The 23,925-nt window shown below is 68.1% G+C and carries 24 protein-coding genes; 7 read left to right on the top strand and 17 right to left on the bottom strand.

Features of this window, described 5'->3' with window-relative positions; genetic code table 11:
* Positions 1-91: 91 nt before the first annotated feature.
* The 15 genes from BC358_RS01595 to BC358_RS01665 form a co-directional block, all read right to left on the bottom strand.
* On the bottom strand, positions 92-487 hold the full coding sequence (locus tag BC358_RS01595; RefSeq protein WP_079364402.1) for a DUF2784 domain-containing protein: 396 nt from the start codon (positions 485-487) through the stop codon (positions 92-94).
* 41 nt (positions 488-528) lie between these two features.
* Complete coding sequence (locus BC358_RS01600; protein ID WP_079364403.1) at positions 529-1,149, bottom strand: YdeI family protein; 621 nt, start codon at positions 1,147-1,149, stop codon at positions 529-531.
* A 44-nt stretch (positions 1,150-1,193) separates the two neighbouring features.
* Positions 1,194-1,529, bottom strand: a complete 336-nt coding sequence (mnhG, locus tag BC358_RS01605) for a monovalent cation/H(+) antiporter subunit G (RefSeq protein ID WP_066153657.1) — start codon at positions 1,527-1,529, stop codon at positions 1,194-1,196.
* 2 nt (positions 1,530-1,531) lie between these two features.
* Positions 1,532-1,807 carry a K+/H+ antiporter subunit F gene (locus BC358_RS01610; RefSeq protein WP_066153653.1) on the bottom strand — a complete coding sequence of 92 codons (276 nt, stop codon included), beginning with the start codon at positions 1,805-1,807 and terminating at the stop codon, positions 1,532-1,534.
* Positions 1,804-2,292 (bottom strand): Na+/H+ antiporter subunit E, encoded by a 489-nt coding sequence (locus BC358_RS01615; protein ID WP_066153650.1) that lies wholly within the window; start codon positions 2,290-2,292, stop codon positions 1,804-1,806. The genes BC358_RS01610 and BC358_RS01615 overlap by 4 nt, the downstream gene beginning before the upstream one ends.
* Positions 2,289-3,866 (bottom strand): monovalent cation/H+ antiporter subunit D, encoded by a 1,578-nt coding sequence (locus BC358_RS01620; RefSeq protein WP_256861410.1) that lies wholly within the window; start codon positions 3,864-3,866, stop codon positions 2,289-2,291. The genes BC358_RS01615 and BC358_RS01620 overlap by 4 nt, the downstream gene beginning before the upstream one ends.
* A 62-nt stretch (positions 3,867-3,928) precedes the next feature.
* Positions 3,929-4,273 (bottom strand): Na+/H+ antiporter subunit C, encoded by a 345-nt coding sequence (locus tag BC358_RS01625; protein ID WP_066153648.1) that lies wholly within the window; start codon positions 4,271-4,273, stop codon positions 3,929-3,931.
* Positions 4,261-7,182, bottom strand: a complete 2,922-nt coding sequence (locus BC358_RS01630) for a monovalent cation/H+ antiporter subunit A (protein WP_079364405.1) — start codon at positions 7,180-7,182, stop codon at positions 4,261-4,263. The genes BC358_RS01625 and BC358_RS01630 overlap by 13 nt, the downstream gene beginning before the upstream one ends.
* Positions 7,183-7,298: 116 nt before the next feature.
* A complete protein-coding gene (locus tag BC358_RS01635) occupies positions 7,299-7,517 on the bottom strand; it encodes a hypothetical protein (protein ID WP_066153642.1) in 219 nt (72 codons plus the stop codon).
* A 196-nt stretch (positions 7,518-7,713) separates the two neighbouring features.
* The gene (locus BC358_RS01640) at positions 7,714-8,877 is read right to left on the bottom strand and encodes an ABC transporter substrate-binding protein (RefSeq protein ID WP_079364406.1); all 1,164 of its coding nucleotides are present in this window, start codon (positions 8,875-8,877) and stop codon (positions 7,714-7,716) included.
* A gap of 41 nt (positions 8,878-8,918) precedes the next feature.
* Positions 8,919-10,775 carry a long-chain fatty acid--CoA ligase gene (locus tag BC358_RS01645; protein ID WP_079364407.1) on the bottom strand — a complete coding sequence of 619 codons (1,857 nt, stop codon included), beginning with the start codon at positions 10,773-10,775 and terminating at the stop codon, positions 8,919-8,921.
* A 4-nt stretch (positions 10,776-10,779) separates the two neighbouring features.
* On the bottom strand, positions 10,780-11,568 hold the full coding sequence (locus BC358_RS01650) for an ABC transporter ATP-binding protein (protein WP_079364408.1): 789 nt from the start codon (positions 11,566-11,568) through the stop codon (positions 10,780-10,782).
* Positions 11,565-12,395: an ABC transporter ATP-binding protein gene (locus BC358_RS01655; protein WP_079364409.1), complete on the bottom strand. Its 831-nt coding sequence runs from the start codon at positions 12,393-12,395 to the stop codon at positions 11,565-11,567. Before BC358_RS01655 ends, BC358_RS01650 begins: the two co-directional genes overlap by 4 nt.
* A gap of 5 nt (positions 12,396-12,400) precedes the next feature.
* Positions 12,401-13,477 carry a branched-chain amino acid ABC transporter permease gene (locus BC358_RS01660; RefSeq protein WP_079364410.1) on the bottom strand — a complete coding sequence of 359 codons (1,077 nt, stop codon included), beginning with the start codon at positions 13,475-13,477 and terminating at the stop codon, positions 12,401-12,403.
* Positions 13,478-13,481: 4 nt separating this feature from the next.
* A complete protein-coding gene (locus BC358_RS01665) occupies positions 13,482-14,357 on the bottom strand; it encodes a branched-chain amino acid ABC transporter permease (protein WP_066153624.1) in 876 nt (291 codons plus the stop codon).
* A 207-nt stretch (positions 14,358-14,564) separates the two neighbouring features.
* Between BC358_RS01665 and BC358_RS01670 the strand changes: the two genes are divergently transcribed.
* The 4 genes from BC358_RS01670 to BC358_RS01685 are packed head-to-tail and all read left to right on the top strand — an operon-like array spanning position 14,565 to position 17,926.
* Complete coding sequence (locus tag BC358_RS01670) at positions 14,565-15,965, top strand: acyclic terpene utilization AtuA family protein (protein WP_079364411.1); 1,401 nt, start codon at positions 14,565-14,567, stop codon at positions 15,963-15,965.
* Complete coding sequence (locus BC358_RS01675) at positions 15,962-16,345, top strand: hypothetical protein (protein WP_079364412.1); 384 nt, start codon at positions 15,962-15,964, stop codon at positions 16,343-16,345. The genes BC358_RS01670 and BC358_RS01675 overlap by 4 nt, the downstream gene beginning before the upstream one ends.
* On the top strand, positions 16,342-17,136 hold the full coding sequence (locus BC358_RS01680) for a crotonase/enoyl-CoA hydratase family protein (protein ID WP_079364413.1): 795 nt from the start codon (positions 16,342-16,344) through the stop codon (positions 17,134-17,136). Before BC358_RS01675 ends, BC358_RS01680 begins: the two co-directional genes overlap by 4 nt.
* Before the next feature lie 52 nt (positions 17,137-17,188).
* The gene (locus BC358_RS01685; RefSeq protein WP_079364747.1) at positions 17,189-17,926 is read left to right on the top strand and encodes a type 1 glutamine amidotransferase; all 738 of its coding nucleotides are present in this window, start codon (positions 17,189-17,191) and stop codon (positions 17,924-17,926) included.
* A gap of 13 nt (positions 17,927-17,939) precedes the next feature.
* On the opposite strand, the gene BC358_RS01690 is transcribed toward BC358_RS01685, so the two are convergent.
* Positions 17,940-18,374, bottom strand: coding sequence for an acyl-CoA thioesterase (locus BC358_RS01690; protein ID WP_066153612.1), 435 nt, complete (start codon positions 18,372-18,374; stop codon positions 17,940-17,942).
* A 37-nt stretch (positions 18,375-18,411) separates the two neighbouring features.
* On the opposite strand from BC358_RS01690, the gene BC358_RS01695 reads away from it, so the two are divergent.
* A complete protein-coding gene (locus BC358_RS01695) occupies positions 18,412-20,265 on the top strand; it encodes an ABC transporter ATP-binding protein/permease (RefSeq protein WP_079364414.1) in 1,854 nt (617 codons plus the stop codon).
* Here BC358_RS01695 and BC358_RS01700 read toward each other — a convergent pair.
* Positions 20,262-21,809: an acetyl-CoA hydrolase/transferase family protein gene (locus tag BC358_RS01700; protein WP_079364415.1), complete on the bottom strand. Its 1,548-nt coding sequence runs from the start codon at positions 21,807-21,809 to the stop codon at positions 20,262-20,264. The two genes, BC358_RS01695 and BC358_RS01700, sit on opposite strands and share 4 nt — an antisense overlap.
* 119 nt (positions 21,810-21,928) lie before the next feature.
* Between BC358_RS01700 and BC358_RS01705 the strand changes: the two genes are divergently transcribed.
* Complete coding sequence (locus tag BC358_RS01705) at positions 21,929-22,852, top strand: LysR substrate-binding domain-containing protein (protein ID WP_066253063.1); 924 nt, start codon at positions 21,929-21,931, stop codon at positions 22,850-22,852.
* A 26-nt stretch (positions 22,853-22,878) separates the two neighbouring features.
* Entirely contained in the window at positions 22,879-23,922 is a 1,044-nt protein-coding gene (gene pyrC, locus BC358_RS01710) for a dihydroorotase (RefSeq protein ID WP_079364416.1), read from the top strand.
* The last annotated feature ends 3 nt before the right edge of the window (positions 23,923-23,925 follow it).

A 23,925-nucleotide genomic window follows, 5' to 3' on the forward strand; every position in this document is an offset into this window, starting at 1 on the left:
CCACCCGCGGTGCCGGTCGGGAGCGCCGCCAGCCACGGGCAGCGCTTTCGGGTCATCGGTCTGTTCGGGCTTTGCGGGCGCAGGCCGTGCGTCAGCCTGAGCGTGGCCGCACCCACCACCAGGCCACCGCCACCAGCAGGCCATACGCCGTGTACGCCGCCTCGAACACCCACCAGGGTGCGTCCCAATACAGCAGGCGCGCGAGCCAGTGTTCGATGAATCCTTCCGGGTAGCCGCCTTGCCCGGCCAGGTGCCGCAGGTCCTGCTCCCACACGGTCAGCGGGCAGAGCTGGCCGAGCCAGGTCTGGGCAGCGATGAACAGGATCAGCCCCAGATGCGTGACACGCAGGCCTCGGTGGTGCACCCAGCGCCAGCCCCGCGCGCCGCCGATGAGCACCAGTGGAAGCAGCCCGACGACGAACAGCACCACGCCCGCATGCAGCGCCATCAGGGCGTCGGCGAGATGGGCTGCGGTGGCGGGGGGCATGGCCGTCGGTGCTGCGCCCGAAGCAGGATGAGAAGCGGCTGTCAGCGCTCGTTCGCGCCCTTGCCCGCCAGGATGTGTGGGCGCGCCTTCTCGATCCGCGACACGCGCGTGGCCGCCGTTTTTGCCGAGCTCAGAAGTATCGCGTAGCTGCGCTGGCGGCCCGGGGTGAGGCGGTGGAAGGCCTCTGCCAGTTCGGGGTCGGCGTCCATCGCGTCGACCAGCTCGTCGGGCAGTTCCAGCGCCTGCACCACTTTCGGTGGGCGGATGCCGGCGTCGGCATAGGCCATGGCTTCCAACAGGTAGGCGCGGATCGCGGCGGCCCGTTCATCGACCTGCTCGGTGGTGGTGAACCGGATCGAGTCGGGGTGCTGCGTGTTGGGGCCTTGCCGCTCCAGCAGACCCTCGGGGTCTTTCATCAGCGCGGCGTTGAAGAAGTTGAGCCGGAAGTTGCCCTGCAGCGCACCGATCAGCGCGATGTTGCGCCCGGCGTGCATGTAGCAGGGGTGGCCCCATTTCACGGTTTCCACCAAGCCGGCCGAGCGGCAAAGGGCGCGCAGCGCAACCAGGCCGTCGTGCCACTGGTTGGCGGAGCAGGCGGGGGTGGCGAAACGCTCGCAGCGGCCGCAGCCCTTGGCAAAGAAGTCCTCGATGTCCGTGATCATGGGTGCGTCTTTCGTGGCCTGCCGGGCGGTGTGTGGTCGCGTGGTCAACGGCGCCGCTGGAGCGGCGCTGGCAGCGGGTCGCCGGCCTGGCGCCGGCGGAACAGTGCGGCGCGTGCCAGCACGATGGTCGTGACCGGCGCTGAGATCGACAGCACGATGATGATCAGCCAGACGTGCAGGCTCAGCCCCGCCCCGCGGGTGCTGAAGTGCACGATGGAGGCCAGGGTGACGATCCAGGCGCCGAGCGTGGACGCCAGCGCCGGTGCGTGCATGCGCAGGAAAAAGTCGGGCAGTCTCCACAGGCCGAGCGCGGCCACAAGGACCAGCACGCCGCTGGACACCAGCAGGACTGCCACCAGGATGTCGGCCAGGGGGGGCATGGTCAGATCACCTCACCACGCAGCAGGAACTTGGCCATGGCGACAGACCCGACGAAGCCGAACAGCACCATCACCAGGGCGCCTTCGAAGTACATCTCGCTGTCGTAGCGGATGGCCAGCACCAGCAGGACCAGCATGCCCACCACGTAGACGAAGTCCATTGCGAGCACGCGGTCCTGCGCGTGGGGCCCGCGGAACAGCCGCATCACGCCGACGGCCATGGCGGCGGCGTAGAGAACCAGGGTGGTGGTGATTGCGATCGACAGCAGTGGACTCATTCGAAGATCTCCTTCAGCGGCTGTTCGTAGTCGGACTTGAAGTGCGCAATGAAGGTCGCCTCGTCGTCAAGATCGAACACATGGATCAGCAGCGCGCTGCGGTCGGGCGCGAGTTCCGACCACACGGTGCCCGGGATGACGGCGGTGATCATGGCCAGGGCCGCGAGGCCGTGCACGTCGTGCAGGTCCAGCGGCACGGCCACAAACGCGCCGCGCGGCGGGCGGCGCTGCCCCCGCCACACACCGAACGCCACCTGCACCGCCGAACGCAGCACGTCGCGGCCGACGCGCAGGATCAGGCGCAGCAGCACGCCCCAGCGCCGCAGGGGCCCGGGGCGAGGGCGCAGGGGCGCCATCAGCAGCGGCATCACCACGGCGACCACGAGGCCCAGCAGCACCTGGCCCAGGCTGAAGCTGCGGGTCAGCAGCAGCCAGCCGCCGAACAGGCCCAGCGAGAGCCAGGGCGATGGGAGCAGGTGCTTCATGGCGCACTTCCCGTCGCGCGGGGGACCGGCTGGGCACCCATCACCGCGTTGATGTAGAGGTCGGGGGCGTGCAGCCCCTCGGCCGCGGCCCGGGTGTAGGTGAGCGCGGTTTCGGCCTGCAGCACCATGGCCAGCGAGGCGGCCAGCAGGCCCGCAATCGGCAGGGTCTCGATCACGCGCAGGCGCGGCGGCGGTCGGTCCTGCGTGGTCCAGAAGTGGCGCATGCCCACCCGCATCAGCGACATGGCGGCGAACAGCCCCGAGAGGATCAGCAGCACGAACAGCGTCCAGGCCGCAGGCGTGCGCAGGTCGAGCAGCGCGGTGAGCATGGTCAGCTTGGCCACGAATCCGGACAGCGGCGGCAGCCCGGCCGTCACCATCGCCCAGACCGTGAAGGTGAGGCCCAGAAAAGCCAGTGCCGCCGGGATGGCGCGGCCGATGAGAGCCTCTTCATCGTCGTCGAGGTTGGTGCCCAGCGGTGGCTCGGCGTCGAAAAAGGCGGGCAGGGCGTAGTTGCCGTCGTCGACCTGCTGCGGGCCTGCTTCGACCTCGCGCGCACGATCCAGCAGTTCCACCAGCAGGAACAGCGCGCAACCCGCCAGCGTGGAGCTGGCCAGGTAGAACAGCGCGCCGCCGCTGAGCGCCGGCTCATCGAAACCGATGGTGGCCACCAGCGTGCCCGAAGAGGCGATGACCGAGTAGCCCGCCAGCCGCGCCAGCTGCTGCGAGGCCAGCATGCCCACGGCCCCGAACACCAGCGTGGCGATTCCGCCCCAGACCAGCACCCCGCCGCCGAAGCCGGCCGAAGCGCCGGCGTCTGCCGGAAAACACAGCGTCCACAGACGCAGCACGGCGTACACGCCGACCTTGGTCAGGATGGCGAACACCGCCGCGGCCGGTGCGCTGGCCGCGGCATAGGCCGGTGGCAGCCAGAAGTTCAGCGGCCACAGACCGGCCTTGGCCAGGAAGGCGATCGCCAGGATGGCGGCCCCGGCGTGCAGCAGGCCGCGGTCGCTCGCCGGTACCGCCGGCAGCTTCTGCGCGATGTCGGCCATGTTCAGCGTGCCGGTGACGCCGTAGAGCACCGCCACGCCGATCAGGAACAGCAGCGAGGCGACCAGGTTGATGGTGATGTAGTGCAGGCCGGCGCGCACGCGTTCGCCCCCGCCGCCGTGCAGCAGCAGGCCATAGCTGGCGGCCAGCAGCACCTCGAAGAAGACGAAGAGGTTGAACAGGTCGGCCGTGAGGAAGGCGCCGTACAGCCCCATCAGCTGCAGCTGGAACAGCACATGGAAGTACACCCCGGCGTGTTGCCAGCGCGCCAGCGCGTACAGCAGCGAGGCCAGGCCTACGCCACCCGTCAGCACCACCATCAGGGCCGACAGCCGGTCCGCGACCAGCACGATGCCGAAGGGCACAGACCAGTTGCCGGGCAGGTAGATGCCGAAGGCCGCCGGCGCATCGCGTCCGGCGACATCCAGCAGCAGGGCGACGGCGATCACCAACCCCAGGGCGGTGGACAACACGTTGGTCACGGCCTTCAGCCCGCGCCGGCCCTCGCCCAGCAGCAGCATCAGCGCGGCGGTGGCCAGCGGCAGCAGGATGGGCGCGACCAGCAGGTGGTTCAAACCTTCCGTCACAGGCGCTCCTCCTGGCCATCCACATGGTCGCCGCCGGACAGGCCGCGCAGCGCCAGCAGCACGACGAGGAACAGCGCCGTCGTCGCAAAGCCGATGACGATGGCCGTCAGCACCAGCGACTGCGGCAGCGGGTCGCTGTAGTTGACCAGGTCGGCCACCACGCCCGGCTTGACGATGGGCTCGCGGTCGATGGCCAGGCTGCCGACACTGAAGATGAACAGGTTGACCGCATAGGACAGCAGCGTCAGGCCGATCAGCACCTGGAAGGTCCGGGGCCGAAGGATCAGCCACACGCCCGCACTGGCCATCACGCCGATGGCGATCGAGATCACGGTTTCCATCCGGTGTCCTTTCTATCGTCGACGGCCACACCTTGCCGGCGGCGCGCGCGCAGCGACTGGTGGGCGATGGCGGTCAGCAGCAGCAGGGTCGAGCCCACGACGACCGCGAACACACCGAGGTCGAACAGGGCCGCCGTGGGCAGGTGCACCTCGCCGACCAGAGGCCAGGTCACGTGCGCGGTGTGGGTGGTCAGGAAGGGGTGTTCCAGTGCCAGGGAACCCAGCCCGGTGACCAGTGCGACCAGCAGGCCGGTGGCGATCCAGCGCGTGGGCAGCAGGTGCATCCGCGCCTCGACCCAGCGCGTGCCGCTGACCATGTACTGCGCGATGAAGGCAATCGCCACCACCAGTCCGGCGACGAACCCGCCGCCGGGTTCGTTGTGCCCGCGCATGAACAGGTGGAAGGCGAGCAGCCCGGCCACCGGCAGCAGCAGCCGCACCAGCACCGCCGGCACCTCCAGGTAGGGCGGCAGGTGGTCGTCGCCATCGCCGTCGCGATCGATCAGGTCGGCGCCGGCGGCATCGACGTGCACCTGTTGCTGCTCGGTCGGGTCCACCGTTTCGCGCGCCGGCCGGAAGCGGCGCAGCAGCGCATAGACCGTCAGGCCGACGATGCCGAGCACGGTGATTTCGCCCAGCGTGTCGAAGGCTCGGAAGTCGACCAGCATCACGTTGACCACGTTCGTTCCCCCGCCTTCGGGCAGCGCCTTCTCGATGAAGAACGGTGAAATCGACTGCGGCGCCTGGCGCGTCAGCAGCGCATACGACAGCGCCGACAGGCCGACACCGATCAGCACCGCGAGCAGCATGTCGCGGCGCCGGCGCCACCGGGTGTGCAGGACCGTGCGCGGGTCGTCCAGCTCCCGCCGCTTGGGCAGCCAGCGCAGGCCCAGCAGGAACAGGACCAGCGTGACGACCTCGACGGAGAGCTGCGTCAGCGCGAGGTCGGGCGCGGAGAACCACGCAAACGTGATGCACATCGCCAGGCCGACGACGCTGAGCATGGTCAGCGCGGCCAGCCGGTGGAACTTGGCCTGGTTGGCCGCCCCGATGGCGCAGGCGCCAGCGATCAGCCAGAGCAGCACGAATTCGGGCGTGGCCGGCACGCGCGCGCGGTCGCCCCAGGTCAGGGGCACGATCAGCGCCGAGCCCAGGCCGGCCAGGCCTGCGATCAGCAGCATCGCGAACAGCTGCGGCTGGAGTCGGCGGGTGCCGAGCCAGCGGGTCAGGTGCCTGGCCGCGCCCGAGGCGCGGGCCAGCCCGTTCTCGAACAGGCGCTTGCCGTCCAGCCGCTGCAGCAGCGGTGCGCCGCGCTGGCGGCGCTGCCTGAGGCGGCTGGCAAACCGCAGGTACACCAGCAGACCACCCACGGTGGCCACCAGGCTCATCACCAGCGGGGTGTTGAATCCATGCCAGACCGCAAGGCTGTACTCGGGCAGGGTGCCGCCGACCACCGGTTGCGCCGCCAGCGCGAGCACCGGCCCGATGGACCAGGCCGGCAGTGTGCCGACGACGACGCAGGCCAGCACGAGCAGCTCCACCGGCACGCGCATCCAGTGCGCCGGCTCGTGCGGATTGCGCGGCAGGCCCCGTGGCGGGGGGCCGAAGAACACGCCGTGGGCAAAGCGCAGCGAATACACCACCGCGAACACGCCGGCCAGTGTGGCCAGCGCCGGCAGGCCGTTCTCGATGACCGGGCTGGCGCTCACGAACACGGTTTCTGCAAAGAACATTTCCTTGGACAGGAAGCCGTTGAGCAGCGGCACACCGGCCATGGCCGCGCAGGCCACGATGGCCAGGGTGCCGGTGACAGGCAGGCTGCGCGACAGGCCCTGGAGGCGGCGCATGTCGCGCGTGCCGCTTTCGTGGTCGATGATGCCCACCGACATGAACAGCGAGGCCTTGAAGGTGGCGTGGTTCATCATGTGGAAAACCGCGGCCACCGCGGCCAGCGGGCTGTTCAGGCCCAGCAGCAGCGTGATCAGCCCCAGGTGGCTGATCGTCGAGTAGGCGAGCAGGCCCTTCAGGTCGTTCTGGAACATGGCCACGTAGCTGCCCAGCAGCAGCGTGACCAGGCCCGCACCGCCCACGATCCAGAACCACTCGTCGGTGCCGGAGAGCACGGGCCACAGGCGCGCCAGCAGGAACACGCCGGCCTTGACCATGGTGGCCGAGTGCAGGTAGGCCGAGACCGGCGTGGGCGCGGCCATCGCATGCGGCAGCCAAAAATGGAACGGGAACTGCGCGCTCTTGGTCAGCGCGCCCAGCAGCACCAGACACAGCGCCAGCGGATAGAGCGGGTGGGCGCGCACCAGATCGCCCGAGCGCAGCACCGCTTCAAGCTCGTGGCTGCCCACGATGTGCCCCAGTACCAGCACGCCGGCCAGCAAGGCCAGACCACCCGTGGCGGTGACGGTGAAGGCCATGCGCGCGCCGCGGCGGGCGTCCTTGCGGTGGGTCCAGTAGCCGATCAGCAGGAACGAGAACACGCTGGTGAGTTCCCAGAACACGACCAGCTGCACCAGATTGCCCGAAACCACGACGCCGAGCATGGCGCCCATGAAGCCCAGCAGCAGCGAATAGAAACGTGCGGCCGGGTCGTCGCTCGACAGGTAGTAGCGCGCGTAGACGATGACCAGCAGGCCCATGCCGCTGACCAGCATCGCGAACATCCACGCGAAACCGTCCAGGCGGATGACGACATCGATACCCAGGCTGGGCAGCCAGGCCAGGCGCTCGGTCACCACGGCGCCCGCGCTCACCGCCGGGTACAGCCAGGCCACGTTCGCGGCAATCACCAGAGCGACGGCCGCCGCCCAGAGCGACACGATGTTGCGCGCGCTGGTGGGCAGCAGCGCAGCGACCAGGCTTCCGATGAAAGGCAGAGACAGCAGCAAGAGCAACGACATGACTGCGAGTCTACTTGCGGCTCATCCTCCGGCTCACCCCGGCCAGCGGTGGCCCTGCGAGAAAACCGGGCACCGCGGGACCGGTCACCAGCCGTCCCGCATCGGTGCGGGCGGCGTCACTTGCGCGCGCTGACCAGCAGCACCAGGCCGCCCGCCACGATGGCGGCCACGCCGGCCCACACGGGGATGTTGACCCGGTTTTCTTCCCTGACCTTGAGTTCCAGCGGTCCCAGTTTGGCGGCGGTGCTTTCCGTCGTGTACGAGAAGCCGCCGTACACCAGGGCGGCGATCCCGGCGACGATGACGATCAATGCGGCGATGCGTGCGATTCCCATGGTGCTGGCTCCTGAAATGAGGACGGTCGGCCCGGTGGCACCATTGGACCCGGGCCGGCATTCCGTGTCCGTAGGATAGGTCCTATGCTCCTCGTAGGCCAGGGCCGCAGGCACAAAAAAAGCCGCCATCGCACGGGGCGAGGCGGCTTGCGCGCATGGCCTGTTCAGACAGGCGGCGCGCAGCTCTGAGCGGGGATCAGTTCTTCGGGTAGTCCGAGATCACCTTCCACTTGCCGTCGACGATCTGCGACAGGCGCGAGGCGTTGCTGCCCAGGCGCTTCTGCGGACCGAAGCTGGCGGGCGCGCTGCCGAAGATGTCGGTGGGGATCGTCATCGTGTCCATCACCTTGATGAAGCTGTCGGTGCTCAGGTTGGCACCGGCCTTGCCCGCGACCTTGGCGAAAGTGTCGATGATGTTGTAGCCGTAGACCGAGAACACGGTGGGGTCTTCGTTGAACTTGGTCTTGTACTTGTTGGCCCAGAAGCGCACGGGTTGCGAGGCGTCGTCCAGATAGGGGTTCTGCACCGTCATGGTGGCGTAGATGCCGTTCATGGCCGGGCCGCCGAGCTTGTGGATCAGGTCGGTGTAGAGCGCGCTGGAGCCCATGAAGGTGGGGTTGAAGCCGAGCTTGCGCGCGGTGGCGACGGTGCCCACGGTCTCGCGGATGATGGTGCCGAGCACGACGAAGTCGCACTGCGCGGCGGCCAGCTTCTGCATCTGCGAACCGAATTCGGTGGCACCGCGCTTGAAGCTGGCTTCTTCGGCCATTTCCATGCCGATGGACTTCAGGCCTTCCTTGGCGCCGCGCACCACTTCCAGACCGAACTCGTCGTCCTGGTAGACGGTGCAGACCTTCTTGGCACCTTTTTCCTTCACCACCAGCGGCAGTGAGTTCTTCATCTGGTCGAAGTAGGTGGCCGCGAAGGAGTACTTGAGCTTGTGGAAGGGCTCGTACATTTCGCGCGCGGCGGTGATGGGGAAGAAGTTGATCACGTTCTTCTGGAACTGCACCGGCATCGCGGCCATGTTCTGCGCCGTGCCGATGTGACCGACCATCATGAAGATCTTGTCCTGGTTGACCAGCTTCTGCGCCGCCAGCACGGCGGTCTTGGGGTCGTACTTGCTGTCTTCCACCAGCAGCTTGAGCTTGCGGCCGTTGACGCCACCCTGCTCGTTGATTTCGTCCACGCGCAGCATCATGCCCAGGCGGGCCTGCTTGCCGAAGCCGGCGAGCGGGCCGGAGAGGTCCTGAATGGAGCCGAGGACGATTTCGTTCTTGCTCACGCCCTGCGACTGTGCGAGGGTGGCGCCGGCCGTGAGTGCCAGCGCGGCGGCGGTCAGAGTGAGTCGGGCTTTCATGGGGGCATGTCTCCTGGGTGGAAAAAAACGGGGCGGCCGGATCAGCGGTACATGGCCTCGATCTGTTCGGCGTATTTCTGCTGCACCAGCTTGCGTTTGAGCTTCATGGTGGGCGTGAGTTCTTCGTCCTCGGCGGTCAGCTGGGTGTCGAGCAGCCAGAACTTCTTGATCTGCTCGACGCGGGCGAACTTCTTGTTGGTGGCGTCGATCACGTCCTGGATCAGCTGCTGCACCTCGGGGGAGCGTGTCAGGCTGGCGTAGTTGGAGAAGGGCACGTCGTTGTCCTGTGCAAACTTCTCCACGTTCTCCTGGTCGATCATGATGATCACGGTGAGGTAGGCCCGCTTGTCGCCGATCACCACCGCGTCGGTGATGTAGGGCGAGAACTTGAGTTCGTTCTCCAGCTCGCTGGGGGTGATGTTCTTGCCCCCTGCGGTGATGATGATGTCCTTCATGCGGTCGGTGATGCGGAAAAACCCTTCCTCATCCACCACGCCCACGTCGCCCGTGTGCAGCCAGCCGTCCTTGTCGATGGTCTCGGCCGTCTTCTCGGGCAGGTTCAGGTAGCCCATGAACACGTTGGGCCCGCGCACCAGGATCTCGCCGGTCTGCGGGTCGAGCTTCACCTCGTTGTACTGCGCGGCCGGGCCGATGCTGCCGGGCTTGATGCGCTCGGCCGGGATGCCGGTGGAGGCGCCGCAGGTCTCGGTCATGCCCCAGACCTCCAGCATGGGCACGCCCAGGGCGAGGTACCAGCGCACCAGCTCGGGCGAGATCGGCGCCGCGCCGGTGACCAGGAAGCGCGCGCGGTGGATGCCGATCAGCTTGCGCACGTTGTCCAGCACCAGCAGGCGTGCGGCGCGGAACTGCCACTGCAGGCTGCCGGGCACGGCCTCACCCTTGAGCACGTGGTCGGCCACGCGCTGGCCCACGCCGATGGCCCAGGCGTAGGCCGCCTGCTGCAGCTTGCTGGCTTCCTTGAGCGCGATCATCACGCCCGAATAGAACTTCTCCCACACGCGCGGCACGGCGGTGAACACGGTGGGCGCGATCTCGCGCACGTTCTCGGGCACGGTCTCGGGGTTCTCGACGAAGTTGAGCCTGGCGCCGGTGTAGAGAGAGAAGTACTCGCCGCCCATGCGCTCTGCGATGTGGCACAGCGGCAGGAAGCACATGCACTCGTCGTGCTGGTCGCGCGCGATCAGCGTGTTGTAGCCGCGCACGGTGTAGACCAGCCCCTGGTGCGCGTGCATGGCGCCCTTGGGCTTGCCGGTGGTGCCCGAGGTGTAGACCAAGATGGCCAGGTCGTCGGGCTTCACGGCGGCCACGCGCTGCTCCAGCGCCTTCGGGTGCTGGGCCAGGTGCTGGCGGCCAAGCTCGCGCAGTGCGTCCAGGCTGATGACCATGGGGTCGTGGAAGTCGCGCAGGCCGTCCATGTCGAACACCACGATCTTCTTCAGGCGCGGCAGGTGTTCGCGCACCTCCAGCGCCTTGTCCAGCTGCTCATCGTCTTCCACGAACAGCACGGTGGTGCCCGAGTCTTCGCTGAGGAACTGCACCTGTTCGGCCGCGTCGGTCGGGTAGATGCCATTCGACACGCCGTTGGCGCTGAGCACTGCGATGTCGCACAGCACCCACTCCACATTGGTGTTGGAGAGGATGGACGCAGTTTCGCGCGCATCGAAGCCGATGGCCAGCAGGCCGTGGCCGATCTCGCGCACGGCCTGGCCCACCTGGGTCCAGGTCCAGCTGCGCCAGATGCCGAATTCTTTCTGCCGCAACCAGATGTCGGGGCCGCGTTGTTGCACCGCGTTCCAGAAGATCGCGGGAATGGTGTCGCCGGGCATGACCACCTCGGTCTGCGGGCGGATGGCGGAGAGATCCCACAAGTAACTCATGCGCTCACCTCCAGTTCTTCTTCTTTTTCCAGCGCCGGTCGGCGCGCACGCCGGCTTCCTTCATGCCGAGGTAGAACTCCTTGATGTCGTCCTTCTCGCGCAGGCGGGCGCAGGTGTCTTCCATCACGATGCGTCCGTTCTCCAGCACATAGCCGTAATCGGACGCGTTGAGCGCCATGTTGGCGTTCTGCTCCACCAGCAGGATGGTGGTGCCGCGCTCGCGGTTGATGCGCACCACGATCTCGAAGATCTCCTTGGTCAGCTTGGGCGAGAGACCGAGGCTGGGTTCGTCCAGCAGGATCAGGTCGGGGTTGGCCATCAGCGCGCGACTGATCGCCAGCATCTGCTGCTGACCGCCCGAGAGCAGTCCGGCGTCCTGCGCGGCGCGCTCGCGCAGGATCGGGAAGTAGTTGAAGACCAGCTCCATGTCCCGCGCCACGCCGTCGCGGTCGCTGCGGGTGTAGGCGCCCATCAGCAGGTTGTCGCGCACCGATAGCAGCGGAAACACCTCGCGGCCTTCGGGCACGTGCATCAGCCCCTGCTGCACGATCAGCGCCGGGTCCTGCGCGGTGATGTCGTTGCCCTTGAACTCGATGCTGCCCTTGCGCGGGTCGATGATGCCGCTGATGGTCTTGAGGATGGTGGTCTTGCCGGCGCCGTTGCTGCCCAGCACGGTGGCGATCTCGCCGCGCCGCACCTGCAGGCTGACGCCGCGGATGGCCTTGATGGGGCCGTAGGCGCTCTCGACGTTGAGCAGCTTGAGCACGGCCTGGTCCGATACGGGTGTGCTCATGCCCCGGCCCCCACATGGCTCTCGCGGCGCAGGCTGGACACGTCGTCCACCGTGCCGAGGTAGGCCTCGATCACGCCCGGGTGGCTCTGCACCTCGGCCGGCGTGCCGGTGGCCAGCTCGGCGCCCATGCTCATGGCCAGCACGCGGTCGGACACCTTGGAAACCAGGGTCATGTCGTGTTCCACCATCAGCACCGTCACGCCCAGCTCGTTCTTGATGTCGCTGATCCAGAACGCCATGTCTTCGGTTTCCTCCACGTTCAGCCCGGAAGACGGTTCATCCAGCAGCAGCAGGCGCGGCTCGGTGCACAGCGCGCGCGCCAGTTCCACCACCTTGCGCACGCCATACGGCAGGCCGGCCACCATCGACTCGCGGTGGTGCTGCAGGTCGAGGAAGTCGATCACCTGTTCCACCTTCTCGCGCGCGGCGATCTCGGCGGCGCGGGTCTTGCCGGTGAAGAGCAGCTCGCTCCACAGCCCGGTCTGCCGGTGCGTGTGACGCCCGATCAGCAGGTTCTGCAGCACCGTGGCGTGCTCGAACAACTCGATGTTCTGGAAGGTGCGTGCGATGCCCAGGCCGGCCACCTTGTGCGGCGGCAGGTCGGTCAGCTTCAGCGGCCCCTGGTGGCTGGCGAAGTGGATCTCGCCGCTGGTGGGCGTGTAGATGCGGCTGATCAGGTTGAACACCGTGGTCTTGCCCGCGCCGTTGGGGCCGATGAGGGTGAACACCTCGCCCTTCCTGACGTCGAAGCTCACCTTGTTGACCGCCAGCACGCCGCCGAAGCGCACGCTGAGGTCCCGGGCCGAGAGGAGGATGTCGTCGTTCATGGCGCTCATTTCAGACGGTCCGATTTCTGGAACGACTTCTGCCGCTTGAACATGCCCTTGCGGTAGAACGGAAACAGCTGGAACCAGGTGCGCACCTTGAGCCAGCGGCCGTACAGGCCCATGGGCTCGAACAGCACGAAGGCGATCAGCACCGCGCCGTAGACCGTGCCCTGCAGGCCGGTGGACTGGCCGATGGCCTCGGGCAGGAAGTCCTTGGCCAGCGCGATCAGCTGCGGCATCACGATCAGGAAGATGGCGCCCAGGAACGCGCCGTGGACCGAGCCCAGCCCGCCGATCACCACCATCAGCAGCAGGTCGATGGACTGGATGATCGAGAACTGGTCGGGCGAGAGGAACTGGATCTTGTGCGCGTACAGGGCGCCGCCGATGCCGGCCAGCGCGGCCGAGAGCGCGAACGACAGGGTCTTGTAGCGCGCCAGGTGGATGCCCATGCTCTGCGCCGAGATCTCGGAGTCGCGGATGGCCACGAAGGCGCGGCCGGTCGGCGCGCGCAGCAGGTTGACGATGGCCAGCGTGGCGCCAACGGTCAGCACCAGGCAGAGGAAGTAGAAGCCTTCAGTGGAGTCGATGGTCCAGCCGCCGATGGCCGGCGGGTTGACCACCAGGCCGGCGTTGCCGCCGGTCACATGCTCCCAGCGCGCCAGGCCTTCCTCGACGATGAAGCCAAACGCCAGCGTGGCCATGCCCAGGTAGATGCCCTTGACGCGCAGCGCCGGCAGGCCCACCACCATGCCCACCGCGGCGGAGAGCAGGCCGGCGCAGGCGATGGAGACAGGGAAAGGCCAGCCCGCGTTGGTGAGCACCGCCTCGGTGTAGGCGCCCACGCCGAGGAAGGCCGCGTGGCCGAGCGAGAACAGGCCGGTGAAGCCGGCCAGCAGCATCAGCCCCAGACCGACGATGGCGTAGATCAGCACAAAGGTCAGCTGCGCCAGCCAGTACTCGGGCAGGGTCCAGGGCGCCACCGCGAGGAACAGGCCCAGCAGGCTGTACCAGAACACATGACCACCGTGTTTGGCCAGCCGGATGTCCTGGTCGTAGTCGGTCTTGAAAATGAAACGCATCGGTTCAGACCTTTTTGCGCAGCTTCTCGCCGAACAGGCCGTTCGGCTTGAGCACCAGCATCAGCAGCACCACGATGTAGGGCGCGATGTCCTTGAAACCTTCGGGCAGGTAGAAGCCAGAGAGTGCCTCCACGATGCCGATCACCAGCCCGCCGACGATCGCGCCGGGCAGGCTGCCGAAGCCGCCCACCACCGCCGCCGGAAAGGCCTTGAGGCCGATGAAGCCCATGTTGGCGTGCACGAAGGTGATGGGCGCCAGCAGCAGGCCGGCGATGGCGGCGACACCGGCCGCCAGGCCCCAGACCAGGCCGTTGAGCCGTTTGACCGGGATGCCCATGTAGTAGGCCGCCAGCTGGTTCTGCGACGAGGCCTGCATGGCGATGCCCAGCTTGCTGTACTTGAACATGGCGAACAGGCCGCCGCAGAGCACCGCGGTCACACCGATGATCACCAACTGCTCGGCCGCCAGCACCAGGCCGCCCATGTTCAGCACCTCGCCCGCGTAGGGCACGGCCAGAGAATGGGTGTCGGTGCCGATGTTGGGGATCATGGTGATCACGCCGCGCAGCACGTAGCCCACGCCGATGGTGAGCATCACGATGGAGAACGCCGGCTGGCCCAGGATGGGGCGGATCACCATGCGTTCGAGCAGCACGCCGAACAGGCCCATGCCGATGACCGCCGCCAGCACCGAGACCCAGAAGGGAAACCCCAGCAGGGTCATGGTGAGCAGGCCACCGAAGGCCCCCACCATCATCAGGTCCCCCTGCGCGAAGCTCACCGTCTCGGTGGCCTTGTAGATCAGCACGAAACCCAGGGCAATGAGTCCGTAGATGCATCCCTGGGCCACACCGCCGATCAGCAGTTGCAGCAGTTGCACGCACTGTCTCCTTTGTTGTTGTGGACACAGGGCGCTGCAAATGCTGTGGCGCAGGGTCCAGCTGTGGTGCGGGTTTTATATCGGCCTTGTCTGAAACCGGCGTCAGGGTAGACCCGAGCCCGAGTCGCGCAGGCGGCAGTTTTTCTGCGCCTTATTTTCAGCAAGCAATCGCTTTGCAAAAATAGGGAATGCCCGTATGCTGGCCGCATGAAGTCCATCCGCATCGGCGCCGGTCTCGGCTTTTATGGCGACCACTGGGAGCCCGTGGTCGCCAGCATCGAACGTGGCAATGTGCAGTTCATCGCCAGCGACCACCTGGCCGAACTCACGCTGGCCATCCTGCAGAAAGACCGGCAGCGCGACCCGGCCCTGGGCTACGCGCGCGACGTGGTGCCCATGCTGCTGCGGCTGTGGCCGCTGATGCGGGCGCGCGGCGTGCGCTTCGTCTGCAACGCGGGTGGCCTCAACCCCCTGGGGGCCGCGCAGGCGGTGCAGGCCGCGCTGGCGGCCAAGGGCATGGCGCCGCGCATCGCGGTGGTGACGGGCGACGATGTGCTGCCGAGGCTGCTCGACACGTCGGTGCCCGACGCCGCGCTGGCCCACCTGTTCAGCGGCGAGCCGGTGTCGGCGGTGCGCGAGCGGCTGGTGTTCGGCAACGCCTACCTGGGCGCGGCGCCCATCGTGCAGGCGCTGGACCGGGGCGCGGACATCGTGATCACCGGCCGCGTGGCCGACGCAGCGCTGTTCCTCGGCCCCATCGCCCACCACCTGGGCTGGGACCTGAAGGCCACCGACGCGGCGGGGCTGGACCGGCTGGCGCAGGGCCTCACCGTGGGCCACCTGCTCGAATGTTCGGGCCAGGGCAGCGGCGGCAACTTCGGCAGCCAGGGCGCGTGGCAGGCCATTCCCGATCTGGCGCACATCGGCTTTCCGATTGCCGAGGTCTGGGACGACGGCACGGCCCTCATCACCAAGGCGCCGGGCACCGGCGGGCGGGTCAACTTCGACACCGTGCGCCAGCAGCTGCTGTACGAGGTACACGACCCGCACGCCTACCGCTCGCCCGACGTGGTGCTGGACATGGGCGGCATCCACCTGCACGACGAGGGCCACGACCGCGTGCGGCTGACCGGGGCGCGCGGCACAGCACCGGGCGACCAGCTCAAGGTGGTCGCCGGCTTCGGCGACGGCTTCAGGGCCGAGGTGACCTGGGGCTTTTCCTGGCCCGACGCCTGGGACAAGGCGCAGGCGGCCATCGCCACCATCCGCACCCAGCTGGCCGAGCGGCGCGTGCCGCACGAGGAGCTGTACATCGAATACCCGGGCCTGAACTCGGCGCACGGCCCGCTGGCACCGCTGCCGCCGCCGGAACAGCTCAACCAGATGAACGAGGTCTGGACGCGGCTGGTGCTGCGCACGAACGTGAAAGCCGCCGCCGACGGCTTTGGCCGCCTGTTCCCCTGGATCGGCCTCAGCGGCCCGGCCTACACCTGCGGCTTCACCGGGCTGCACAACACCAGCGAGCTGCTGGGCATCTGGCCGACGCTGATCCCTCGGGCGGAGGTGGAGCCCAATGTGCGGGTCGAGATGCTGGGAGGTGCCGCATGAACGGAGTTCGCATACCCCTGGTCCGCATCGCCCATGCGCGCAGCGGCGACAAGGCCGACTGGGTCGACTTCGGGCTGTTCGCCTGGAACGAGGCGGGCTACCGCATCCTCGAACGCGAGGTCACGGCCGAGCGCGTGCGGCAGCACTTCGCGCCCTGGCTGCCGGGCGAGGTGGACCGCTGGCCGCTGCCCAACATCCTCGCGCTCAAGCTGGTGCTCAAGGGCGCGCTGCAGGGTGGCGGCGCCCGCAACCTGCGGCTGGACAACCTGGGAAAGTCCATGGCGGGGGCGCTGTTGCGGATGGAGATCGAGGTGTCGGCGGACGAGCTCGACGCCACGCTGAACGAACAGCGCGTCGGATGGTGGGGAGGTGAAACATGACCGCCGTCACCATCGAGATCCTGGGCGACATCCACGTCGTCACCTTGAACCGCCCCGAGGTGCGCAACGCGGTCGATGGCGACACCGCACAGGCGCTGCACGCCGCCTTCCTCGCTTTCGAGGACGACCCGGCCGCCAAGGTCGCGGTGTTCCACGGTGCGCACGGCCACTTCTGCGCCGGCTGGGACCTGCAGCACGGCGCCCGCCTGGCGGCCTCGGGTGGCGCTGGGGGCATGGACGCGCTGGACTTCCACAGCGACGACGCCCGCGTCATCGGCCCCATGGGGCCATCGCGTCTGCGCCTGTCCAAGCCTGTGATCGCGGCGGTCAGCGGCGCGGCGGTGGCGGGCGGCGTGGAACTGGCGCTGTGGTGCGACCTGCGCGTCATGGAAGAGGACGCCTACTTCGGCGTCTACTGCCGGCGCTTCGGCGTGCCGCTGATCGACGGCGGCACGGTGCGCCTGCCGCGCCTGATCGGCATGGGGCATGCGATGGACCTGATCCTCACCGGTCGCAAGGTCGATGCAGCCGAGGCGCTGAAGATGGGACTGGCCAACCGCGTGGTGCCCACGGGGCATGCGCGCGAAGCCGCCATCGCGCTGGCGCGGCAGCTCGCCGCCTTCCCGCAGGCCACGATGCGCGCCGACCGTGAGAGCGCGTATGCGCAGTGGGACCTGCCGCTGGGCGAGGCGCTGCAGCAGGAGTGGCAGCGCGGCCGGGCGCGCATCCCCGATGCGCTGGAGGGCGCGGCGCGCTTCGCGGCCGGCGAAGGCCGCCACGGCACCTTCTGAGTGGCCCGGATTGGCCCTCCGCCGGGCCGGCCGGCTGGCGATCATCCCGGCCATGAACGATCCGACTTCCCACGACACCGAGGTGCTGGTGCTCCAGCACCTGCACGAAGACGGCCCGGGCCACCTGGGTGACTGGCTCAACGCGCAGTGTGTGCGCTGGCGCGTGCTGTGCACCGAGGCGGGTGAGGTTTATCCAGCGACGGTGCGGGGGCTGAAAGGACTGGCCGTGCTCGGCGGCGCCTGGAGCGCCAACGACGACCGACCCAGCCTGCGCCAGGCCGAGGCGCTGATCCGCGAGGCCGACGCGCTGGGCATCCCGGTCATCGGCCACTGTCTGGGCGGGCAGCTCATTGCGCGCGCCTTCGGCGGCCAGGTGCAGACGCTCGACACGCCAGAAATCGGCTGGCTGCCCATCCGCCACGACGGCAGCGCGGCGGCGCGCGACTGGCTGGGCGACGCGCCGGACGCGACGGTCTACCAGTGGCACTACGACAGCTTCACCGAACTGCCGCCGGGCGCACAGCTCGTCGCCGGCTCGGCGGCCTGTCCGCACCAGGCCTTCGTGCTGCGCCAGCACCTGGCGATGCAGTTTCACATCGAGATCACGGAACGCAAGGTGGAAGACTGGATCGCGGTGCCGGGCGCCGGCTACGCTCCGGCCTGCGCGGCGCATCCCGCCACGGTGCAGACACCCGCAGCCATGCGCGCAGGCACCCGTGACCACCTGACCACCAGCCAGGCGCTGGCGGATCGCATCTACGGCCGCTGGCGCGCGCGCTGGCCGCGCTGAACGGCGGGCGGGCTCAGGCCATGCCGGCCGGCAGGCCCTCGCGCGGGATCGGGCGCGGACGGCCCTCGTGGTCGATGGCGACGTAGGTCAGGCTGGCCTCGGTCACCTTGACGTACTGGCCCTGGGCGGAAAAGCGTTCGGCGAACACCTCCACCTGCACCGTGATCGAGGTGTTGCCTACGCGGGTGACGTGCGAATAGAAGCTCAGGATGTCGCCCACCCGCACCGGCTGCTTGAAGATGAACTGGTTGACCGCCACGGTCGCCATGCGACCCTTGACGTAGCGCGCCGGCAGCACCGCGCCGGCTAGGTCGACCTGGGCCATGACCCAGCCACCGAAGATGTCGCCGTTGCCGTTGGTGTCGGCCGGCATGGGGATGACCTTGAGCACCAGCTCGCGGCCTTCGGGGAGATCGGTGTGGGGGCGGGGGCTTGATTCGGTGGACATGGGCACAATCTCTTGAAAACTCCCACGATTGTCCCGCATGCGCCCTTCGTCCGTCTCCCGGGCCGCCTATCCTGTGCCCACCGCCGACAGCGGTCCCGCGCCCGCCCGTTCCGACTGGGCGACGCTGCGCCGCCTGTTCCCCTACCTCTGGCAGTACAAGTGGCGCGTGATCGCCGCGCTGGCCTTCATGGTGGCCGCCAAGGGCGCCAACGTCGGGGTGCCCCTGCTGCTCAAGGAGCTGGTGGACGCGATGACCATCAAACCCGGCAGTGCCATGGCGCTGCTGGTGGTGCCGCTGGGGCTGATCGTGGCCTACGGCCTGCTGCGCCTGTCCACCAGCGTGTTCACCGAGCTGCGCGAACTGGTGTTCGCCAAGGCCACCGAAGGTGCCACGCGTTCCATCGCGCTGCAGGTCTTCGGCCACCTGCACGCGCTGAGCCTGCGCTTCCACCTGGAGCGCCAGACCGGGGGCATGACGCGCGACATCGAACGCGGCACGCGCGGGGTGCAGTCGCTGATCTCCTACTCGCTCTACAGCATCTTCCCCACCTTGATCGAGGTGGTCTTCGTGCTCACCCTGCTGGGCACGAAGTTCGACATGGGCTATGTCTGGATCACGCTGGTGGCGCTGGTGCTGTACGTGGTCTTCACCGTCACGGTGACCGAGTGGCGCACCAAGTTCCGCCGCGAGATGAACGAGCTGGAGTCCACCAGCCAGACCAAGGCCATCGACTCGCTGCTCAACTACGAGACGGTCAAGTACTTCAACAACGAGGCCTTCGAGGCGCGGCGCTACGACGAGTCGCTGGAGAAGCTGCGCAAGGCGCGCATCAAGAGCCAGACCACGCTGTCGCTGCTGAACACCGGCCAGCAGCTGATCATCGCGGTGGCCCTGGTGCTGATGCTCTGGCGCGCCACCCAGGGCGTGGCCGACGGTCACATGACGCTGGGCGACCTGGTGATGGTCAACGCCTTCATGATCCAGCTCTACATCCCGCTGGGCTTTCTGGGCGTGCTCTACCGCGAGATCAAGCAGAGCCTGACCGACCTGGACAAGATGTTCGTGCTGCTGGAGAAGGAGCGCGAGATTGCCGATGCGCCGGGCGCTCAGCCGCTGGTGCTGGACGGGCCACCGGCGGTGAAGTTCGAGAACGTGCGCTTTTCCTACGAGCCGGCGCGCGAGATCCTGCACGGCATCAGCTTCGAGATTCCGGCCGGCAGGACGGTGGCGGTGGTCGGGCCCTCGGGTTCAGGCAAGAGCACGCTGGCGCGGCTGCTCTACCGCTTCTACGACGTCACGAACCACGAGCCCGGCGGTCCCCACGGCGGTGGCCGCATCACCATCAACGGCCAGGACATCCGCGAGGTCACCCAGTCCAGCGTGCGCCAGGCCATCGGCATCGTGCCGCAGGACACGGTGCTGTTCAACGACAGCATCGAATACAACATCCTCTACGGCCGGCCGGACGCGGGCCACGAGGCGGCGGTGGAAGCGGCCAAGGCCGCGCACATCCACGCCTTCATCGAGAAGCTGCCCAAGGGCTACGCCACCACCGTCGGCGAGCGTGGGCTCAAGCTCTCGGGTGGCGAGAAGCAGCGCGTGGCGATCGCACGCACCCTGCTCAAGAACCCGCCCATCGTGATCTTCGACGAGGCCACCTCCGCGCTGGACTCGGCCAACGAGCGGGCCATCCAGGCCGAGCTCAAGAGCGCGGCGCGCAACAAGACCTCGCTGGTGATCGCGCACCGGCTGTCGACGGTGGTCGACGCGCACGAGATCCTGGTGCTGGTGAACGGCGAGATCGTCGAGCGCGGCACCCACGCCGAACTCGTGGCCAAGGCTGGTACCTACGCCGGCATGTGGGCCTTGCAGCAGTCCGGCTCCGACTAAGGCTTCATGCTGCCGGTGCGCTCGTACCGGGCGTGCCAGCTCAGCGCTTCTTCCAGCAGGTGCGGCGTGTGCATGCCCGCATGGCCGGCCTTCGCGTTGGCCTCGCTGCGGCCCACGTAGTCCAGCAGCGCAGGCCGGAAGTCCGGGTGGGCGCAGCGCTCGATGATCAGGCGCGAGCGCTGGCGCGGTGACAGGCCGCGCAGGTCGGCCAGACCCTGTTCGGTGACGACGATCTGCACGTCGTGTTCGGTGTGGTCCACGTGGCTGACCATGGGCACGATGCAGCTGATGCTGCCGCCCTTGGCGGTGGACGGCGTCATGAAGATCGAGAGGTAGGCGTTGCGCGCGAAGTCGCCCGAGCCGCCGATGCCGTTCATGATGCGCGTGCCCATCACGTGGGTGGAGTTCACGTTGCCGTAGAGGTCGGCCTCGATCATGCCGTTCATGGCGATCAGGCCCAGGCGGCGGATCACCTCGGGGTGGTTGCTGATCTCCTGCGGCCGCAGCACGATGCGCTCGCGGTAGAAGTCCAGGTTCTCGGTGAACTCCTTCATCACCCCGGCCGAGAGTGAAATGGCGGTGGACGAGGCCATGCGCATCTTGCCGCTCTTGAGCAGGGCGAGCATGCCGTCCTGCAGCACCTCGGTGTAGCCCTGCAGACCGGTGAAGGGGCCGTCGTTCAGGCTTTCCAGCACCGCGTTGGCGATGTTGCCCACGCCCGACTGCAGCGGCAGCAGGTCTTCGGGCAGGCGGCCGTGCTTCACCTCGTTCTGGAAGAAGTCCATCAGGTGGCCGGCGATGCGGCGCGAGGCCTCGTCGGGGGCGGCGAAGCGGGTGTCGCGGTCGGGCAGGTTCGTTTCGACCACCGCGATCACCTTGGCCGGGTCGCAGTGCAGGTAGGGCGTGCCGATGCGGTCGCCCGCGTGCGTCATCGGGATCGGCTTGCGGTGCGGCGGGCGCTCGGTGCCGTAGTAGATGTCGTGCATGCCCTCCAGCGCCAGCGGGTGGCCATGGTTGACTTCCAGGATCACCTTGTCGGCCTGGTCCAGCCAGGTCTTGTTGTTGCCCACCGAGGTGGCCGGGATCAGGCGGCCGTCTTCCAGGATTCCGGCGACCTCGATCACCGCCACGTTCAGTTTGCCGAGGAAGCCGAACCACACGTACTGCGCCACGTGCGAGAGGTGGATGTCGGTGTAGGCCATGTCGCCAGCGTTGATGCGGGCGCGGCAGGTCGGGTCGGACTGGTAGGGCAGGCGCATGTCCATGCCGCCCACCTTGGCCAGCGCGCCGTCGAGCTCGGGCGCGGTGGATGCGCCGGTCCACAGGCCGATGCGGAATTCGTGCCCGGCGTCGTGCTGCTGCTGGATGTGGCGCGCCAGGGCCTGCGGCACCAGTTTGGGATAGCCCGCGCCGGTGAAGCCGCTCATGCCGACGTGGTCGCCGTGGTGGATGAGGGCGGCGGCCGCGTCGGCCGACATGATTTTCTGGCGCAACCCGGCGTGGGCGATGCGGGACGGGAGGATGGCGGGCGGGTTCTGGGTCATGGGTATGCAATATTAGGGTTAACCCTAGGTTGTGGATATCGTAACGGAACCGGGCAGGCTCCAAAACCCGGAAAAACAGGGGGATGTGCGCCCATGCACGGCGCGCATAATCCGCCGCCATGGAAACCAAGTGGCTGGAAGATTTTGTGAGCCTGGCCGAGACGCGCAGCTTCAGCCGCTCCGCGCAGCTGCGCCACGTCACGCAACCTGCGTTCTCGCGCCGCATCCAGTCCCTCGAAGCCTGGGCCGGCACCGATCTGGTGGACCGCTCGTCCTACCCGACGCGCCTGACCCCCGCCGGTCAGACCCTGTACGACCAGTCGCTGGAGATGCTGCAGGCCCTGCAGAGCACGCGCGCCATGCTGCGAGCCCACACCGCGGCGGCGCAGGACGTGATCGAGTTCGCCGTGCCGCACACGCTGGCCTTCACGTTTTTCCCGTCCTGGCTCTCGGGCCTGCGCGAGAGCTGCGGGCCGATCAAGAGCCGGCTGATTGCGATGAATGTGCACGACGCGGTGATGCGCCTGGTGGAGAGCAGCTGCGACCTGCTGATCGCCTACCACCACACGTCGCAGCCGATCCAGCTGGACGCCGCGCGTTACGAGATGCTGCCGCTGGGCCGCGAGACGCTCTCGCCCTACGTCAAGCCCAACGAGCACGGCGAGCCGATGTTCCGCCTGCCGGGCACCACGGCGCACCCCTTGCCCTACCTGGCCTATGCGCCGGGGGCCTACATGGGCCGCGCGGTGGAGCAGGTGCTCAAGAGCAGCCCCACGCCGGTGCACCTGGACCGCATCTACGAAACCGACATGTCCGAAGGCCTCAAGGCCATGGCGCTCGAAGGCCATGGCATCGCCTTCCTGCCGGCCAGCGCGGTGCGGCGCGAACTGCGCGCCAAGCGGCTGGTGAGCGCGGGCGAGGGGCTGGACACCACGCTGGACATCCGCATCTATCGTGAACGCCCCGGCACCCGCAAGGCCAAGGGCTCGGTGGACGCGTTCTGGAACGATCTCGAGCGGCACCTGGCGACCCACAGCAAGTGAGCCGCGCGGGGTGGGAAAATCGGGGCATGAACGCCCCCACCACCTCCCTCACGATCACCCGCCCCGACGACTGGCACCTGCACGTGCGCGACGGCGCCGCTCTGAACACCGTCGTGCCGCACACCGCCGCCCAGTTCGGCCGCGCGATCATCATGCCCAACCTCAAGCCGCCGGTGACCACCGCGGCCCAGGCCCTGGCCTACGCCGAGCGCATCCGCGCCGCCGTGCCGGCGGGCGTGGCCTTCGAGCCGCTGATGACGCTGTACCTCACCGACAACCTGCCGGCCGACGAGATCGCCCGTGCCAAAGACGCCGGCGTGGTCGCCTGCAAGCTCTACCCGGCCGGCGCCACCACCAACAGCGACGCGGGCGTGACCGACATCCGCAAGACCTACAAAACGCTGGAAGCCATGCAGAAGGCCGGCGTTCTGCTGCTGGTGCATGGCGAAGTGACCAGCCCCGACATCGACCTGTTCGACCGCGAGGCGGTGTTCATCGAGCAGCAGCTCGAACCGCTGCGCAAGGACTTCCCGGGCCTGAAGATCGTGATGGAACACATCACCACCAAAGAAGCCGCGCAGTACGTGGCCGAGGCCGACGCCCACCTCGGCGCGACCATCACCGCCCACCACCTGCTCTACAACCGCAACGCCATCTTCACCGGCGGCATCCGCCCGCACTATTACTGCCTGCCGGTGCTCAAGCGCGAGACGCACCGCCAGGCCCTGGTGGCCGCGGCCACGGGCGGCAGTGCCAAGTTCTTCCTGGGCACCGACAGCGCGCCGCACCCGGCCCACCTGAAGGAACACGCCACCGGCTGCGCCGGCTGCTACACCGCCCACGCCGCCATCGAGATGTACGCCGAGGCGTTTGAAGCTGCGGGTGCTCTGGACAAGCTCGAAGCCTTCGCCAGCTTCAACGGCCCGGCCTTCTACGGCCTGCCGCGCAACAGCGGCACCATCACCCTGCGCAAGCAGAGCTGGACCCCGCCCGAGAGCTTCGCCTTCGGCGAGGCCGAGCTCAAGCCGCTGCGCTCGGGCGAGGCGCTGCCCTGGCAGCTGGTGGGCTGACCG

The sequence above is a fragment of the Hydrogenophaga sp. H7 genome (assembly GCF_002025745.1).
GTDB classification, from domain to species: domain Bacteria; phylum Pseudomonadota; class Gammaproteobacteria; order Burkholderiales; family Burkholderiaceae_C; genus Hydrogenophaga; species Hydrogenophaga pseudoflava.

What these genes read in the sequence shown, in the direction of transcription:
- BC358_RS01595 (WP_079364402.1), bottom strand. Translation starts at nt 487, where the DNA reads ATGCCCCCCGCCACCGCAGCCCATCTCGCCGACGCCCTGATGGCGCTG.
- BC358_RS01600 (WP_079364403.1), bottom strand. Translation starts at nt 1,149, where the DNA reads ATGATCACGGACATCGAGGACTTCTTTGCCAAGGGCTGCGGCCGCTGC.
- mnhG (WP_066153657.1), bottom strand. Translation starts at nt 1,529, where the DNA reads ATGCCCCCCCTGGCCGACATCCTGGTGGCAGTCCTGCTGGTGTCCAGC.
- BC358_RS01610 (WP_066153653.1), bottom strand. Translation starts at nt 1,807, where the DNA reads ATGAGTCCACTGCTGTCGATCGCAATCACCACCACCCTGGTTCTCTAC.
- BC358_RS01615 (WP_066153650.1), bottom strand. Translation starts at nt 2,292, where the DNA reads ATGAAGCACCTGCTCCCATCGCCCTGGCTCTCGCTGGGCCTGTTCGGC.
- BC358_RS01620 (WP_256861410.1), bottom strand. Translation starts at nt 3,866, where the DNA reads ATGCTGCTGCTGGGCGAGGGCCGGCGCGGGCTGAAGGCCGTGACCAAC.
- BC358_RS01625 (WP_066153648.1), bottom strand. Translation starts at nt 4,273, where the DNA reads ATGGAAACCGTGATCTCGATCGCCATCGGCGTGATGGCCAGTGCGGGC.
- BC358_RS01630 (WP_079364405.1), bottom strand. Translation starts at nt 7,182, where the DNA reads ATGTCGTTGCTCTTGCTGCTGTCTCTGCCTTTCATCGGAAGCCTGGTC.
- BC358_RS01635 (WP_066153642.1), bottom strand. Translation starts at nt 7,517, where the DNA reads ATGGGAATCGCACGCATCGCCGCATTGATCGTCATCGTCGCCGGGATC.
- BC358_RS01640 (WP_079364406.1), bottom strand. Translation starts at nt 8,877, where the DNA reads ATGAAAGCCCGACTCACTCTGACCGCCGCCGCGCTGGCACTCACGGCC.
- BC358_RS01645 (WP_079364407.1), bottom strand. Translation starts at nt 10,775, where the DNA reads ATGAGTTACTTGTGGGATCTCTCCGCCATCCGCCCGCAGACCGAGGTG.
- BC358_RS01650 (WP_079364408.1), bottom strand. Translation starts at nt 11,568, where the DNA reads ATGAGCACACCCGTATCGGACCAGGCCGTGCTCAAGCTGCTCAACGTC.
- BC358_RS01655 (WP_079364409.1), bottom strand. Translation starts at nt 12,395, where the DNA reads ATGAACGACGACATCCTCCTCTCGGCCCGGGACCTCAGCGTGCGCTTC.
- BC358_RS01660 (WP_079364410.1), bottom strand. Translation starts at nt 13,477, where the DNA reads ATGCGTTTCATTTTCAAGACCGACTACGACCAGGACATCCGGCTGGCC.
- BC358_RS01670 (WP_079364411.1), top strand. Translation starts at nt 14,565, where the DNA reads ATGAAGTCCATCCGCATCGGCGCCGGTCTCGGCTTTTATGGCGACCAC.
- BC358_RS01675 (WP_079364412.1), top strand. Translation starts at nt 15,962, where the DNA reads ATGAACGGAGTTCGCATACCCCTGGTCCGCATCGCCCATGCGCGCAGC.
- BC358_RS01680 (WP_079364413.1), top strand. Translation starts at nt 16,342, where the DNA reads ATGACCGCCGTCACCATCGAGATCCTGGGCGACATCCACGTCGTCACC.
- BC358_RS01685 (WP_079364747.1), top strand. Translation starts at nt 17,189, where the DNA reads ATGAACGATCCGACTTCCCACGACACCGAGGTGCTGGTGCTCCAGCAC.
- BC358_RS01690 (WP_066153612.1), bottom strand. Translation starts at nt 18,374, where the DNA reads ATGTCCACCGAATCAAGCCCCCGCCCCCACACCGATCTCCCCGAAGGC.
- BC358_RS01695 (WP_079364414.1), top strand. Translation starts at nt 18,412, where the DNA reads ATGCGCCCTTCGTCCGTCTCCCGGGCCGCCTATCCTGTGCCCACCGCC.
- BC358_RS01700 (WP_079364415.1), bottom strand. Translation starts at nt 21,809, where the DNA reads ATGACCCAGAACCCGCCCGCCATCCTCCCGTCCCGCATCGCCCACGCC.
- BC358_RS01705 (WP_066253063.1), top strand. Translation starts at nt 21,929, where the DNA reads ATGGAAACCAAGTGGCTGGAAGATTTTGTGAGCCTGGCCGAGACGCGC.
- pyrC (WP_079364416.1), top strand. Translation starts at nt 22,879, where the DNA reads ATGAACGCCCCCACCACCTCCCTCACGATCACCCGCCCCGACGACTGG.